General features: G+C 70.5%; 14 protein-coding genes and 3 tRNA genes. 13 read left to right on the forward strand and 4 right to left on the reverse strand.

Annotated features, from left to right (window positions below):
* Window positions 1-3: 3 nt before the first annotated feature.
* The 5 genes from ACFV2J_RS19330 (at window position 4) to ACFV2J_RS19350 (ending at window position 5,255) form a co-directional block, all read left to right on the forward strand.
* Window positions 4-1,581 (forward strand): NADH-quinone oxidoreductase subunit M, encoded by a 1,578-nt coding sequence (locus tag ACFV2J_RS19330; protein ID WP_385084122.1) that lies wholly within the window; start codon window positions 4-6, stop codon window positions 1,579-1,581.
* Entirely contained in the window at window positions 1,578-3,077 is a 1,500-nt protein-coding gene (locus tag ACFV2J_RS19335; protein ID WP_385084124.1) for an NADH-quinone oxidoreductase subunit N, read from the forward strand. Before ACFV2J_RS19330 ends, ACFV2J_RS19335 begins: the two co-directional genes overlap by 4 nt.
* A gap of 237 nt (window positions 3,078-3,314) precedes the next feature.
* On the forward strand, window positions 3,315-4,178 hold the full coding sequence (gene htpX, locus ACFV2J_RS19340) for a zinc metalloprotease HtpX (protein WP_385084126.1): 864 nt from the start codon (window positions 3,315-3,317) through the stop codon (window positions 4,176-4,178).
* On the forward strand, window positions 4,175-4,567 hold the full coding sequence (locus tag ACFV2J_RS19345) for a YccF domain-containing protein (protein ID WP_385084128.1): 393 nt from the start codon (window positions 4,175-4,177) through the stop codon (window positions 4,565-4,567). Before htpX ends, ACFV2J_RS19345 begins: the two co-directional genes overlap by 4 nt.
* Window positions 4,568-4,688: 121 nt before the next feature.
* Window positions 4,689-5,255 (forward strand): SMI1/KNR4 family protein, encoded by a 567-nt coding sequence (locus ACFV2J_RS19350; protein ID WP_385084130.1) that lies wholly within the window; start codon window positions 4,689-4,691, stop codon window positions 5,253-5,255.
* Window positions 5,256-5,426: 171 nt separating this feature from the next.
* Here the strand turns inward: ACFV2J_RS19350 and ACFV2J_RS19355 are convergent, their stop codons facing one another.
* Window positions 5,427-6,671 carry an APC family permease gene (locus ACFV2J_RS19355; protein ID WP_385084132.1) on the reverse strand — a complete coding sequence of 415 codons (1,245 nt, stop codon included), beginning with the start codon at window positions 6,669-6,671 and terminating at the stop codon, window positions 5,427-5,429.
* A 173-nt stretch (window positions 6,672-6,844) separates the two neighbouring features.
* Here ACFV2J_RS19355 and ACFV2J_RS19360 point away from each other — a divergent pair, with 173 nt between their 5' ends.
* Window positions 6,845-7,111, forward strand: coding sequence for a GlsB/YeaQ/YmgE family stress response membrane protein (locus ACFV2J_RS19360; protein ID WP_385084134.1), 267 nt, complete (start codon window positions 6,845-6,847; stop codon window positions 7,109-7,111).
* A 109-nt stretch (window positions 7,112-7,220) separates the two neighbouring features.
* Here the strand turns inward: ACFV2J_RS19360 and ACFV2J_RS19365 are convergent, their stop codons facing one another.
* Complete coding sequence (locus ACFV2J_RS19365) at window positions 7,221-7,709, reverse strand: YajQ family cyclic di-GMP-binding protein (protein WP_351626909.1); 489 nt, start codon at window positions 7,707-7,709, stop codon at window positions 7,221-7,223.
* 201 nt (window positions 7,710-7,910) lie between these two features.
* Here ACFV2J_RS19365 and ACFV2J_RS19370 point away from each other — a divergent pair.
* Window positions 7,911-7,992, forward strand: a tRNA-Tyr gene (locus tag ACFV2J_RS19370).
* Window positions 7,993-8,185: 193 nt separating this feature from the next.
* On the forward strand, window positions 8,186-8,398 hold the full coding sequence (locus ACFV2J_RS19375) for a hypothetical protein (protein WP_385084136.1): 213 nt from the start codon (window positions 8,186-8,188) through the stop codon (window positions 8,396-8,398).
* Between the two features lie 217 nt (window positions 8,399-8,615).
* On the opposite strand, the gene ACFV2J_RS19380 is transcribed toward ACFV2J_RS19375, so the two are convergent.
* On the reverse strand, window positions 8,616-9,311 hold the full coding sequence (locus tag ACFV2J_RS19380) for an NAD(P)H-binding protein (RefSeq protein ID WP_385084138.1): 696 nt from the start codon (window positions 9,309-9,311) through the stop codon (window positions 8,616-8,618).
* Between the two features lie 301 nt (window positions 9,312-9,612).
* Complete coding sequence (locus ACFV2J_RS19385; protein WP_385084140.1) at window positions 9,613-10,866, reverse strand: amidohydrolase family protein; 1,254 nt, start codon at window positions 10,864-10,866, stop codon at window positions 9,613-9,615.
* 384 nt (window positions 10,867-11,250) lie between these two features.
* On the opposite strand from ACFV2J_RS19385, the gene ACFV2J_RS19390 reads away from it, so the two are divergent.
* From ACFV2J_RS19390 to ACFV2J_RS19410, 5 genes are all read left to right on the forward strand, one after another.
* A tRNA-Thr gene (locus tag ACFV2J_RS19390) sits at window positions 11,251-11,323 on the forward strand.
* A 46-nt stretch (window positions 11,324-11,369) separates the two neighbouring features.
* A tRNA-Met gene (locus ACFV2J_RS19395) sits at window positions 11,370-11,442 on the forward strand.
* 96 nt (window positions 11,443-11,538) lie between these two features.
* On the forward strand, window positions 11,539-11,703 hold the full coding sequence (gene rpmG, locus ACFV2J_RS19400; RefSeq protein WP_004571794.1) for a 50S ribosomal protein L33: 165 nt from the start codon (window positions 11,539-11,541) through the stop codon (window positions 11,701-11,703).
* A gap of 205 nt (window positions 11,704-11,908) precedes the next feature.
* Window positions 11,909-12,355, forward strand: coding sequence for a MaoC family dehydratase N-terminal domain-containing protein (locus ACFV2J_RS19405; protein ID WP_385084142.1), 447 nt, complete (start codon window positions 11,909-11,911; stop codon window positions 12,353-12,355).
* Window positions 12,356-12,357: 2 nt separating this feature from the next.
* Window positions 12,358-12,786 carry a MaoC family dehydratase gene (locus ACFV2J_RS19410; RefSeq protein WP_385084144.1) on the forward strand — a complete coding sequence of 143 codons (429 nt, stop codon included), beginning with the start codon at window positions 12,358-12,360 and terminating at the stop codon, window positions 12,784-12,786.
* The last annotated feature ends 123 nt before the right edge of the window (window positions 12,787-12,909 follow it).

Here is a 12,909-nt window from a genome sequence, read left to right on the forward strand (position 1 = left end):
GGCGTGATCGATATCAGTGAATCCGTGATGCAGATCCTTCTGGCGTTCATCGTCGTCGGCCCGCTCCTCGGCGCCGCCACCGCCCTGCTGCCGGCCCCGCCCGGGCTGAAGGGGAAGTCGCCCGAGCAGGCCGTGCTGCGGCACGGCGTGATCGTCACCGGCGCGGTGCTCATCGCGGCGGTCGTCCTCGCGCTCGGCTTCGACCACGACCACCCGTCGAAGATGCAGGCCACGACGGACATCAGCTGGATCCCCGCACTCGACGTGCGGATCCACCTCGGCACCGACGGCATTTCCCTCCCCCTTCTCGTCCTGACCGCGCTGCTGACCTTCCTCTGCGCGCTCTACAGCTACTTCAAGATGCCCGCGGGCCCGACCCCGAAGGCCTTCGTCGCACTCGTCCTCGTGCTCGAGTCCGGCACCCTCGCGACCTTCGCCGTCCTCGATCTGCTGCTGTTCTTCCTCGCGTTCGAGATGGTGCTCATCCCGATGTACTTCCTCATCGCCCGCTGGGGCGGTGCACAGCGCCAGGCGGCCGCCTGGAAGTTCATCCTCTTCACCCTGCTCGGGTCGGTCGTCATGCTGCTGGGCCTGCTCCTGATCGGAATCAAGGCGGGCACGTTCGACATGGTGGCACTCGCCACTGACAACGGCCGCTCGCTGACCACATCCGTGCAGGTCATCGCCGTTCTGGCGATCGGTGTCGGGCTTGCGGTCAAGACGCCGATGTGGCCGCTGCACAGCTGGCTGCCGGACGCCCACACCGCCGCGCCCACCGTCGGCTCGGTACTGCTGGCCGGTGTGCTGCTGAAGATGGGAACGTACGGTTTCGTCCGGATCCTGCTGCCGATCGCACCGGACGGCCTGCACACCTTCGCCCCCTACCTCGCCGCCTTCGCCGTGGTCGGGATCATCTACGGATCCCTGGCCTGTCTGGCCCTGGTCAAACAGGGTGCGAAGGGCGATCTCAAGCGGCTCATCGCCTACTCGTCCGTCGGCCACATGGGCTTCGTCCTGCTCGGCATCTCCACCATGACCCCGACCGGCGTGAACGGCGCGCTGTTCGCCAACATCGCCCACGGCCTCATCACCGGCCTGCTCTTCTTCCTCGTCGGGGCGCTGAAGGACCGCACGGGCACGACCGACCTCGACACCCTCGCCGAGGAGACGGGAGCCGCGCTGTACGGCAAGGCCCCGCGTCTGGGCGGGCTGCTCGCCTTCGGCGCCGTCGCCTCGCTCGGACTGCCGGGCCTCGCCGGGTTCTGGGGCGAGATGCTGGCGCTGTTCGGCGCGTTCAAACCCGCCGACGACCTCAGCCGCCCGGCGTTCCTGACCTTCATGGCCATCGCCGCCTTCGGCACCCTCCTCACCGCCGCGTACATGCTCCTCGTCGTACGCAGGGTGTGCATGGGCGCGACCCCGCGGCCCGAGGCCCCGAAGCTCGCCGACGTCCACAGCTACGAGTTCGCGGCCTGGACACCGCTCGTCGTCCTCACCGTCGTCGCCGGCCTGTGGCCGAAGGCCCTCCTCGGGCTGACCGACCCGGCCGTACAGCAGCTCCTCGCAGGAGGCACCCGATGAGCTCCATGGTCCAGTCCGTCGACTGGCTCGCGATCGCGCCACCCACCATCACCGCGGTCGTCGGACTCGTCGTGCTCGTCGCCGACCTCTTCGTGGGGGACGGCAGGAAGGCGCTCCTCGGCTGGGTCTCGGTCGCCGGACTCGCCGCCTCCGCGGTCATGCTGCTGCCCCTCCTGGACGGCGACCGCGCCACCTTCTGCCTGACGGGCGACACCGGCCCCTGCAGCTACACGGCGGACCGCTTCACGCTCGTCATCCAGTTCCTCGTCCTCGGCGGAGCGCTCCTCGCCGCCCTGCTGTCGGTCACCGCCCTCAAGGACGCCAACAAGGGCCTGCCCGAAGGGGAGTACTGGTTCCTGCTGCTCTCCTCGGCCGCGGGCGCCGCCCTGCTGCCGGCCTCGCGCGACCTGGCGACCCTCATCGTCGCCCTGGAAGTCGCCTCCCTGCCCGCCTTCGCACTCGTCGGCATCAAGCACGGCGACAAGAAGTCCTCCGAAGCGGCCCTGAAGTTCTTCCTGTCCTCGGTAACCGCCACCGCCGTGAGCCTCATGGGCGTCAGCTTCGTCTACGCCACGACCGGCACCCTCTACCTCACCCGGATCGCGGACAGGATCCAGCACGTCGACGGACAGTTCCACACACTCGCCCAGGCCGGCGTCGTCCTCACCCTCGTCGGCTTCGCCTTCAAGACGGCCGCCGTGCCCTTCCACTTCTGGGTGCCCGACACCTACGTCGGGGCGCCCCTGCCGATCGCCGCCTACCTGTCGGTCGTCGGCAAGGCGGTCGGCTTCTCCGGGCTGATCCTCGTCACCGTCGTCGCGTTCCCCTCCTACGCGGACGTCTGGGGCCCGGCGCTCGCCGCGCTGGCCGCTCTCACCATGACCGTCGGCAACGTCGGCGCCCTGCGGCAGCAGGCCACGCGCGCGCACAGCGCGGTACGGCTGCTCGCCTGGTCCTCCGTCGGCCAGGCCGGCTACCTCCTGGTGCCGATCGCGTCCGCCGCCTACTCCAAGGACGCCGAAAAGGCCATCGGATCCACCGTCGCGTACGCCCTGATGTACGCGGCCGTGAACCTCGGCGCCTTCGCGGTGGCCGCCCTCGTCGCCCGCACAAGCCCCCTGAACCGCATCAGCGACTACCGAGGCCTGTACGCGAGGAGCCCCCTCTCCGCCCTCCTCCTCGGCTTCTTCCTGCTCTGCCTGGCAGGACTGCCGCCGGGCGTCATCGGGCTCTTCGCGAAGGTCACCGTCTTCTCGGCGGCCGTCGACGCGGGACTCGGCTGGCTCGCCGTGCTGATGGCCGTCAACGTCGTGATCGCGCTCTTCTACTACCTCCAGTGGACGACGCTGCTCTTCCGCTCCCCCGAGGGCGCGGTCGAGAGGCGCCCGGTACCCGCCCCGCTGACCGCGGCGATCGCCCTGACGGCGGTCCTGGGCATCGCCCTGTCCGGCGCGCCCCAGCTGGTCCTGCGCTTCTCGGCGACCGGCCTGTTCTGACGCCCCCGGGACACCCGCGTGCGCCGTTCCCGGGTCACCCGCACACGGCATCCGCGGGCCACCCGCGCGTGGGACGACGTCTACGCTCACCCGGACGGCCGACACGCCCCGCCGTGCGCACAAGGGAACTAGTGCTCCCCGCCTGGCGTTGACCAGTACGGGAGGGTCCACTGAAGAGTGGAAGCAGAGCATCAGCAAGCAAAGGGTTCCCCTGCCGCACCACTTGGAGGGCGTACCGTGCACCGCCGGCACAACGGGCTCAGGACAGCCGTACTCCTCGGGGGACTGTCCGCACTCATCATCGTCATCGGCAGCTTCTTCGGGCGTACCGGCCTCGTCGTCGGGCTGGTCATCGCGATCGGGACGAACGCGTACGCGTACTGGAACAGCGACAAACTGGCTCTACGCGCGATGCGCGCCCGCCCGGTGAGCGAGTTCGAGGCCCCGGCGCTGTACCGCATGGTCCGCGAGCTCTCGACCCAGGCCCGCCAGCCCATGCCGCGCCTGTACATCTCACCGACGGAGGCACCGAACGCGTTCGCGACGGGCCGCAATCCACGCAACGCGGCGGTGTGCTGCACCGAAGGAATCCTGCGCATCCTGGACGAGCGCGAGCTGCGCGGTGTCATCGGCCACGAACTCAGCCATGTCTACAACCGCGACATCCTGATCTCGTCGGTCGCGGGCGCCCTCGCCTCCGTGATCATGTTCCTGGTCCACTTCGCCTGGCTGATCCCGGTCGGACGCTCGAACGACGACGAGGGCCCCGGCATCTTCGGCATGCTGCTGATCATGATCCTTGGCCCGCTCGCCGCGTCCCTCATCCAGCTCGCCATCAGCCGCTCCAGGGAGTACGAGGCGGACGCCTCGGGCGCCCAGCTCACCGGCGACCCCCTCGCTCTCGCCAGCGCCCTGCGCAAGCTCGACGCCGGCACGAAGCAGCTGCCCCTGCCGCCGGAACCGCGCATCGAGACCGCGAGCCACATGATGATCGCGAACCCCTTCCGTCCGGGACAGGGAATGTCGAAGATGTTCTCCACGCACCCGCCCATGGCGGAGCGCATCTCCCGGCTCGAGCAGATGGCAGGTCGCCAGCGATGAAGACAATTCTGAACGTCATTTGGCTCGTCCTGAGCGGCTTCTGGCTGTTCCTCGCGTACCTCGCCGCGGGCGTGCTCCTGTGCATCACGATCATCGGCATCCCCTTCGGCATCGCCGCCTTCCGTATCGGCGTCTATGCCCTGTGGCCCTTCGGCTATACGACGGTGGAGCGTCAGGACGCCGGCGCGCCCTCCTGCATCGGCAACGTCCTGTGGCTGGTCCTCGCCGGCTGGTGGCTCGCCCTCGCCCACATCGTCACCGGCGTCCTGCTGTGCGTGACGATCATCGGCATCCCCTTCGGCATCGCCAACTTCAAGCTCATCCCGGTCTCGCTGCTCCCGCTGGGACGCGAAATCGTGCGTACGGACCAGCCGTTCGCGGCGCGTTAGGCCCCTCCCTTCGCGCGGCGACGAGCGCGTCCTCGCCCGCCTCGCCCGAAGGCTGTCCGCTCCCGCCCGAGGGTTTTCCACAGGCTGCCCGAATGTCGGTGGCGCGCTGCATCATGAACCCATGACCGAAATCGAGCAGTTGCTGGCAAGGGTCGGCACGGAGGCCCGCAACACCCGCCCATGGGGCTGGCCTTCGCTCCCCGAACCCGTGGACGCGGCGTCGCTCGTCCGCGCCGAGGCCGCCCTGGGCTTCGCGCTGCCGCCCCTGCTCACCGCGCTCTACCTGCGGATAGGGGACGGCGGATTCGGTCCGGAGTACGGCCTGCTGCCGCTGCTCGACGGCTCGCCGTCCGGTGAGCCGGCCGCCGTTCCGCAGTATCTCGCGCACCGCGAGAGCGGCCGCAAGGACCCGGACTGGCCGTGGCCGGAGGGCGTCCTGCCGATATCCCACTGGGGCTGCGGGATGTACGCGTGCGTGGACTGCCACAGCCCCGGAGCCACGGTCCTGCTCTTCGAGCCGAACGCCCACGAGGCCGACCACGCCTGGTACGTGGACGCGCCCGACCTCGAGGCCTGGCTGCGCGTCTGGCTGGCGGGCACCGGCTGGTACGAGGAGTCCAACGGCGACGCGGACCTGACCCCTTGGCCCGACTTCCGCACCCGCACCACGGCGACACCGGCCTCGTAACCGACCGCCTTGCCACGGGCCGGCCCGCGCCGTGTCCCCAGCCCGACCCCTTCTCCGCCCCCGAGCCACCGCGACGACAACCAACAGCCGACGCCCGGCGACGAGCGAGCTACCTGCAACCACTTGCTGTCGCCTGTCGCCTGTCGCCTGACGCCCGGCCGACACTCGCGACTACCGCGAAGCCGCCCTCTTCCGCACGCCGTACGCGGTCGCGCCGACCCCCAGCACAGCCGCGCCCACGATCACGGAAACCCAGGGCAGGGCGAACGCGAGCGTCACGCATCCGACGAATCCCACGACCGGCACGAACCGCGCCGCCGGAGTCGGCCTCAGTGTCCAGGCGGACGCGTTGGCCACCGCGTAGTAGGCCAGCACACCGAAGGAGGAGAACCCGATCGCGCCCCGGACGTCCACCGTCGCGGCCACCACGGCCACCACGGCGCCCACGGCCAGCTCCGCCCGGTGCGGCACCTGGAAGCGGGGATGTACGGCGGCCAGGGCGCCCGGCAGATGACGGTCGCGGGCCATGGCCAGCGTCGTCCGTGACACACCCAGGATCAGGGCGAGGAGGGAACCCAGCGCCGCCACCGCCGCGCCCACCCGCACCACCGGCACGAGACCCGGCACCCCGGCCGCCCGTACCGCGTCCGCGAGTGGCGCCGGAGCCTGCCCGAGCCCACTCGGACCCAGCACGGAAAGGACCGACACCGCGACCGCCGCGTACACCACCAGCGTGATGCCCAGTGCCGTGGGGATCGCGCGCGGAATGGTGCGCGCGGGCTCCCGTACCTCCTCCCCGAGCGTGGCGATCCGCGCATACCCGGCGAAGGCGAAGAACAGCAGCCCCGCCGCCTGGAGCACGCCCCCCACGCCGCCGGAGACCCCGACCTGGAGCCGCCCGGCGTCGGAGGCGTCCGAGCCGAGACACACGACCACCACGGAAGCGAGGACCGCGAGGACCACCGCCACGATCGCCCGCGTCAGCCAGGCGGACTTCTGCACGCCGCCGTAGTTCACCGCGGTGAGGGCCACCACGGCCGCGACCGCCACCGCGTGCGCCTGCTCCGGCCAGACGTACGTGCCCACGGTGAGCGCCATCGCCGCACAGGAGGCCGTCTTCCCGACCACGAACGACCAGCCCGCCAGATACCCCCAGAAGGCCCCGAGCCGCTCACGCCCGTACACGTAGGTGCCGCCCGAGGCGGGATACAGGGCGGCCAACCGCGCGGAGGACATCGCGTTGCAGTACGCGACCACGGCGGCGACCGCGAGCCCGAGCAGCAGCCCCGAACCGGCCGCCCGTGCCGCGGGGCCGAGCGCCGCGAAGATCCCCGCGCCGACCATCGCACCGAGACCGATGACCACGGCGTCCGTCACACCCAGCGTGCGCCGCAGAGAAGAACCGGACTGTGTCATGTGCCGCACCCTATTGATCGTTGCAACCACCCGGCGCCGGCCAGGCGTCCTTCCCGGCAACGCGCCACGAACACCGGTATCCACCACCGACTGCTCGAACCGGCAGGCATGGACGCGGCCGGGCCGGAGCAGGAGGACAGCACAGGCACAGCGCGGAGAGGCAGGTTCAGGGCATGAACATCATCAGCTGGATCATTCTGGGACTGTTGGCCGGAGCCATCGCCAAATTCCTGCTGCCGGGTCGTGACCCGGGCGGTTTCATCGGCACGACCCTCATCGGGGTCACGGGGGCCTTCCTGGGCGGCTGGATATCCGCGCGCTGGCTGGACCACCCGGTCAGCAAGCACTTCTACGACGGTGCCACGTGGGCGGCGGCGATCGGCGGCTCGCTCGTCCTGCTGATCCTCTACCGCATCCTGTTCGGCGACTCGCGCCGCTGACCGCGCGTCCCTGAGGCGGCAGCCGGCAGACGAGAAGGGTGGGCGCCCCCGGCACCCACCCTTCCTCGTACACACGGTCGTTCGCGCCGTACGCGCAACGGGCCGACGACTACCGGTAGTTCACGAACTGAAGCGCGAAGTCGAAGTCCTTGCCCTTGAGCAGGGCCTGCACGGCCTGCAGGTCGTCACGGCTCTTCGAGCTGACACGCAGCTCTTCGCCCTGCACCTGGGCCTTCACGCCCTTGGGGCCCTCATCGCGAATGATCTTCGCCACCTTCTTCGCGTTCTCCTGGGAGATGCCCTCCTCGATGGACGCGAAGATCTTGTACTCCTTGCCGGAGAGCTGCGGCTCCCCCGCGTCCAGCGACTTCAGCGAGATACCGCGCTTGATCAGCTTGGTCTCGAACACGTCGAGGATGGCCTTCACCCGCTCCTCGGAGTTGGCCTCCATGAGGATCTTCTCGCCGGACCAGGAGATGGCGGCACCGACGTTCTTGAAGTCGTAGCGCTGCGAGATCTCCTTGGCGGCCTGGTTGAGGGCGTTGTCGACCTCCTGCCGCTCGACCTTCGAGACGATGTCGAAACTGGAGTCGGCCATGTCCTGTGGCTCCTTGTATCGGGGTGCGTAGGGGCGGCCGTCGAGCCCGGCGTAGGCCCCCGGCCGCATCCGCATAAGCCTAGTCACCCGCTCCCCTTCGAGCGCAGATCAATCGGGTGGCGGAGCACCCCTGGGCATCAGGTATCGTTTACGTCGTTGCCAGAGAGCACCGCCGAAAAGCGGTCTCAGGGCAGCAACCCCGGCGGTGTGCCCGAGCGGCCAAAGGGAGCAGACTGTAAATCTGCCGGCTCAGCCTTCCCAGGTTCGAATCCTGGCGCCGCCACATGAAGGTAAACCCCCTCTGATCTGCGTTGACGCAGGTCGGAGGGGGTTTCTTCGTGTGGGGCCCCTGTGGTCGCGGCGGCTGCCGTCCGTACGGTGGTTGGCGCGGGCGTACGCCCAGGGGCAGGGCACGGCGGTGACGGGCGAGGTCTATGGGGAGGGCGCGCCGGGTGTCGTAAGGGCACACTGATCTCATGTCATCGCGTCGCAGGAACTGCCCCGAGTGCCGCCGGGAGATCGCCGTCGTCGCGGGACGGTTCGCCCGGCACGATCCTCCGGGAGCGCGAGGCAGCGGGGAACTGGTCTCGTGCCCAGGGTCGCGCAGGCAGGCGCAGTTGGGGGCCGCGCAGCCGGCGCTGGACGGGTACGCCGTCCCCGAGTTTCCCGGTCAGCTCCCGCTGTTCTGAACGGTTCAGGCCCCGCTCGGCCGACACGCCGACACGCCGACACCCCGACACCCCGACACCTTGACACTCTGATGGCGACCCCTGGCGGCCCTCGGACTCCCGTCTCAGCTCCGAACAGCCCGACTCTGTGCAGCCCACTCCCGCGCAGCCCCGTCGCCCGTCCCGGTTCCGCCTGCCGGACCCCCGTTTCCGGTCAGGTCGCCGCTGTGGTCAGCAGTCAGTTGCCCGCCACCGACTTGACCGCCACCGAGACGGGGGTCGAACCGCTGATCAGTTCCAAAGTGAGCCCGGCCGTCGCCGAGGTGTCCACCAGCTCCGCGAGGACGGCCGCGACGTCGTCGCGCGGGACCGTGCCGCGGCCCGTCGAGGCCTCCAGGCGTACGAGGCCGGTCCCGGCGTCGTCGATCAGGCCGCCGGGGCGCAGGATCGTCCAGTCCAGGGCCGTACGGCCGCGTACGTACTCGTCGGCCTCGCCCTTGGCGCGCAGGTACGCGTCGAACACGTCGTCGCCCTGATGGGACGGGTCCGCGCGCATGGCGGACACGACCACGTGGCGCCGCACCCCCGCCCGCTCCGCCGCGTCCGCGAACAGGACCGCGGCGGCCCGGTCCACGGTGTCCTTGCGGGCCGTGCCGCTGCCCGGGCCCGCGCCCGCCGCGAAGACGGCCGCGTCCGCACCCTGCAGATGGGCGGCGACCTCGTCCACCGAGGCCGACTCCAGATCGCACAGAACCGGCTCGGCACCGGCCGCCCGCAGATCGTCGCCCTGCTCCGCGCGGCGGATGATCCCCGCGACCTCGTCACCGCGCGCGGCGAGCAGGCGCTCCAGCCGCAGCGCGATCTGACCATGACCTCCAGCGATGACAATGCGCATGTTTCCGACCGTACGCCCGGACGCACGCGTTCGCCGCATGACCTGTGGACAACTCGCGGGCCACGAGAGTGATCCTGAACGAACGGGTGATCGGACACAGGACCGGGGGAGCAGGAAACTGAGGGAGGGGGGAGAGGGAGAGGGGAGGCTGCGGACCTTTTCCGTCTCTCGTCTCTCCTGGACCCTCGACCCTGAAGCCCCGGCCCTGAAGCCCCGGCCCTGAAGCCCCGGCCCTGAAGCCCCGACCTTGGACCCTCGCCCCTCGACCCTCGCCCCTCGACCCTCTCCCCTCAACGCACGGCGAGCGGACCGCTTCTGAGGGTCGGGAAGGCAGGGAGCGTCAGGCCGGATCTCCGCCGCCCTGCCGCGGCAGCTCCAGCGCCGCCGCGGAGTCGCAGTACTCACGTACGGCGCTGGTCCGCGCCACCACGCGCCCCCAGTGCACCACGATCCGGCTGTACGCGAGCGACAGTGCACCCGCGAGCCCGTCCCCGCGCACCGCGAGCAACTCGGCCGGGAATCCCGCCTCCACGCGCACCTCGGGCAGCCCGAGCGCGTACCGCGCCCCGGAACTCACGGCGTCGTACGCGTCCTCGGGGCGCAGTCCGTACCGCGAGGCCAGCAGGTACGCGGCGTCCAAGGGGTCCCCGCGGCCCACCGGGTTCGCCACGTCCCGCAGCGCGCCGCCGCCCGCCACGACCCGTACTCCGGCAGCCCGTAACAGCCGTACCGGGGCCGTCCCGCGGCGTTCCGTGCCTCCGCAGCCGCCCTGTGGCAGGCACACCACGGTGACGCCCGCGGCGGCGAGTTGGTCGGCCGCCAGGGCCGCCGCCTCCGCGTGCAGCCGGCCGAGCCCGGCGCACGGGCTCAAGGTCACCCCGGACCGCAGTCCGCCCGCCATCGCCGCGAGCCGTCCGAGCCGGGCGGGGTCGGTGGCGTCCGTGTGCAGGTCGACCGGGCAGCCGTGCTCGGAGGCGAGTTCCAGGACCGCCTCCACGTACCCCGTCGGATCGGGGTCGGTGTCCGGGCAGCCGCCCACCACCGAGGCGCCCATCTTCACGGCGTCCCGCAGCATCGCGAGCCCGTCGGCCCCGGCGATCCCGCTGAGCACACGCGGCATCGCCACCACCGACAGCTCGGTGAGCCCTCGCAGCGCCCGCCGTGCCTGGAGCACCGCGTCCAGTGCGCCGAGCCCCTGTACGTCGCCGACACGCACGTGCGAGCGCAGGGCCGTCGCCCCGTGCGCGAGCTGAAGCAACGCGGCCTCGGTGGCCCGGCGCTGGACCTCGTGCGGGTCGTACGAGACGGGGCCGTCGCCCTCGGCCGTGAGGGCCGTGTCGCCGTGTGCGTGGGGCTCGGCCGGGGCCGGCAGGAGCAGGTAGCCGCCGAGGTCCACCTTCGGGGTCCGCGCTCCGGAGGGCTCTGTCGCCAGACTGCCCGCCGTACCGACCGCCTCGATGCGTCCGCCGCCGAGCCGTACGTCCACGGTCCGGCCGTCGGTGAGCCGCGCTCCGCACAGCAACAGGGTGGCGGTGTCGGTCCGCCCGCAAGGGGAGGACGACGAGTGGGGCGGCTGCGACTGACTGTCGGGCATCGCGCTCCTGGGGCTCGGGGGCGACTGCGGGAGTCGGTTGCGGAGAGTGCTGTCGCGGACGAAGGGGTGACGGAGAGCAGGCGGTCAAGATCACGTGGCGTGGGTCGAGCCTAGGGTGGCGAGCCGTCCTCGTCGGGGAGGAGCGCAATAGTCGTACCGGTGTGGTCCGCCCCTCGGGAGGGCCCCGGACCTGCGGATGCGTCCGCGATCCAGGGGCGCGGGCGTCGTGCGCCACGGCTGTGACGGATCGTCCGGGAGGGGCGTGAGGAACGGGTGGGAGGCGGCGCGGTGAGCGGTCGGGAAGCGGCCGGGAACGGGCCGGGGCAGGTGCCGCGAAACGGATTTGGGCGATCGGCGGAGGACCGTGTAATGTCTTCATCGCTCGCCCCAATAGCTCAGTCGGTAGAGCGTCTCCATGGTAAGGAGAAGGTCTACGGTTCGATTCCGTATTGGGGCTCTGGTGTGGGAGGTCCCCGTCGCAAGGCGGGGCCCGATCACATCAAAGCGGTGTAGCTCAGTCGGTAGAGCAAGCGGCTCATAATCGCTGTGTCACCGGTTCAAGTCCGGTCACCGCTACTGACGGTAGCCGATTGTGGGGTCGGTCCTTCGATCGGCTACTCTTCTATGCGTTAAACGTCTTAATGTCCCATCCGTTCGTCAAGGAGCACTCCTGTGGCTGCCACCGACGTCCGCCCGAAGATCACGCTGGCCTGCGTGGAGTGCAAGGAGCGGAACTACATCACCAAGAAGAACCGGCGTAACGACCCGGACCGACTGGAGATGAAGAAGCACTGCCCGCGTTGCAACGCGCACACCGCGCACCGCGAAACGCGATAATTTCAGGCTCGTACACGAGGCCGTCCCCAGTAACGGGGGCGGCCTCGCGTCGTTCACCGGTCGGGTGCCCGGCGTACCGAACGCGGTGCGCCGGCCACCGGCCTCCGGCCAGGACCGAGTGCCGCAGCGGCGGCGCCGGCACCGGCCGGGATCCGCTCCACCGCGGCACCCGCCGCACGGCTGAAGACCAGGAGGTTCCGGGCCCATGGCGCTCGACCAGTCCTTCGTGGGGCGGTCCTACCCGCCCACCGAGCCCTATGAGGTGGGCCGGGAGAAGATCCGCGAATTCGCGGAGGCCGTGGGGGACACCAACCCGGCGTACACGGACCCGGAGGCCGCCAAGGCACTCGGGCACGCCGATGTGATCGCCCCGCCGACCTTCGTGTTCGCCATCACCTTCAAGGCCGCGGCGCAGGTCGTCGAAGACCCCCAACTGGGTCTCGACTACAGCCGTGTGGTGCACGGTGACCAGAAGTTCGCCTACACCCGGCCGGTGCGCGCGGGTGACCGGCTCACGGTCACCTCGACCATCGAGGCGATCAAGTCCATGGCCGGCAACGACATCCTGGACATCCGCGGTGAGGTCCACGACGAGACGGGCGAGCACGTGGTGACGGCCATCACCAAACTCGTGGCGCGGGCGGAGGGCTGATCATGGCGGCGAAGGTTACTTACGGTGATGTCGAGGTCGGTACGGAGCTTCCGGCCCAGACGTTCCCCGTGACACGCGCCACACTCGTGCAGTACGCGGGCGCCTCCGGGGACTTCAACCCGATCCACTGGAACGAGAAGTTCGCGGTCGAGGTCGGTCTCCCCGACGTCATCGCGCACGGCATGTTCACCATGGCCGAGGCGATCCGCGTCGTCACCGACTGGGTCGGCGACCCGGGTGCGGTGGTCGAGTACGGCGTGCGGTTCACCAAGCCCGTCGTCGTGCCGAACGACGACAAGGGGGCGACCGTGGAGGTCAGCGCCAAGGTCGCGGCCAAGCTGGACGACAACACCGTCCGCGTCGACCTCACCGCCATGAGCGCGGGCCAGAAGGTCCTGGGCATGTCGCGAGCGGTCGTACGACTGGCCTGACGGGCCCGACGTGCGGCTGACCCGGCGGTGGGTCGTACGAACGGCCTGACGGTGGGTCGTGCGGTCGGCCTGACAGTGGGTCGTGGGGCCGGCCTGGCGGCGGGGTGTGCGGCCGGTTCGGTT

The sequence above is a fragment of the Streptomyces sp. NPDC059668 genome, from assembly GCF_042734135.1.
In the GTDB taxonomy this organism is placed as follows: Bacteria; Actinomycetota; Actinomycetes; order Streptomycetales; family Streptomycetaceae; genus Streptomyces.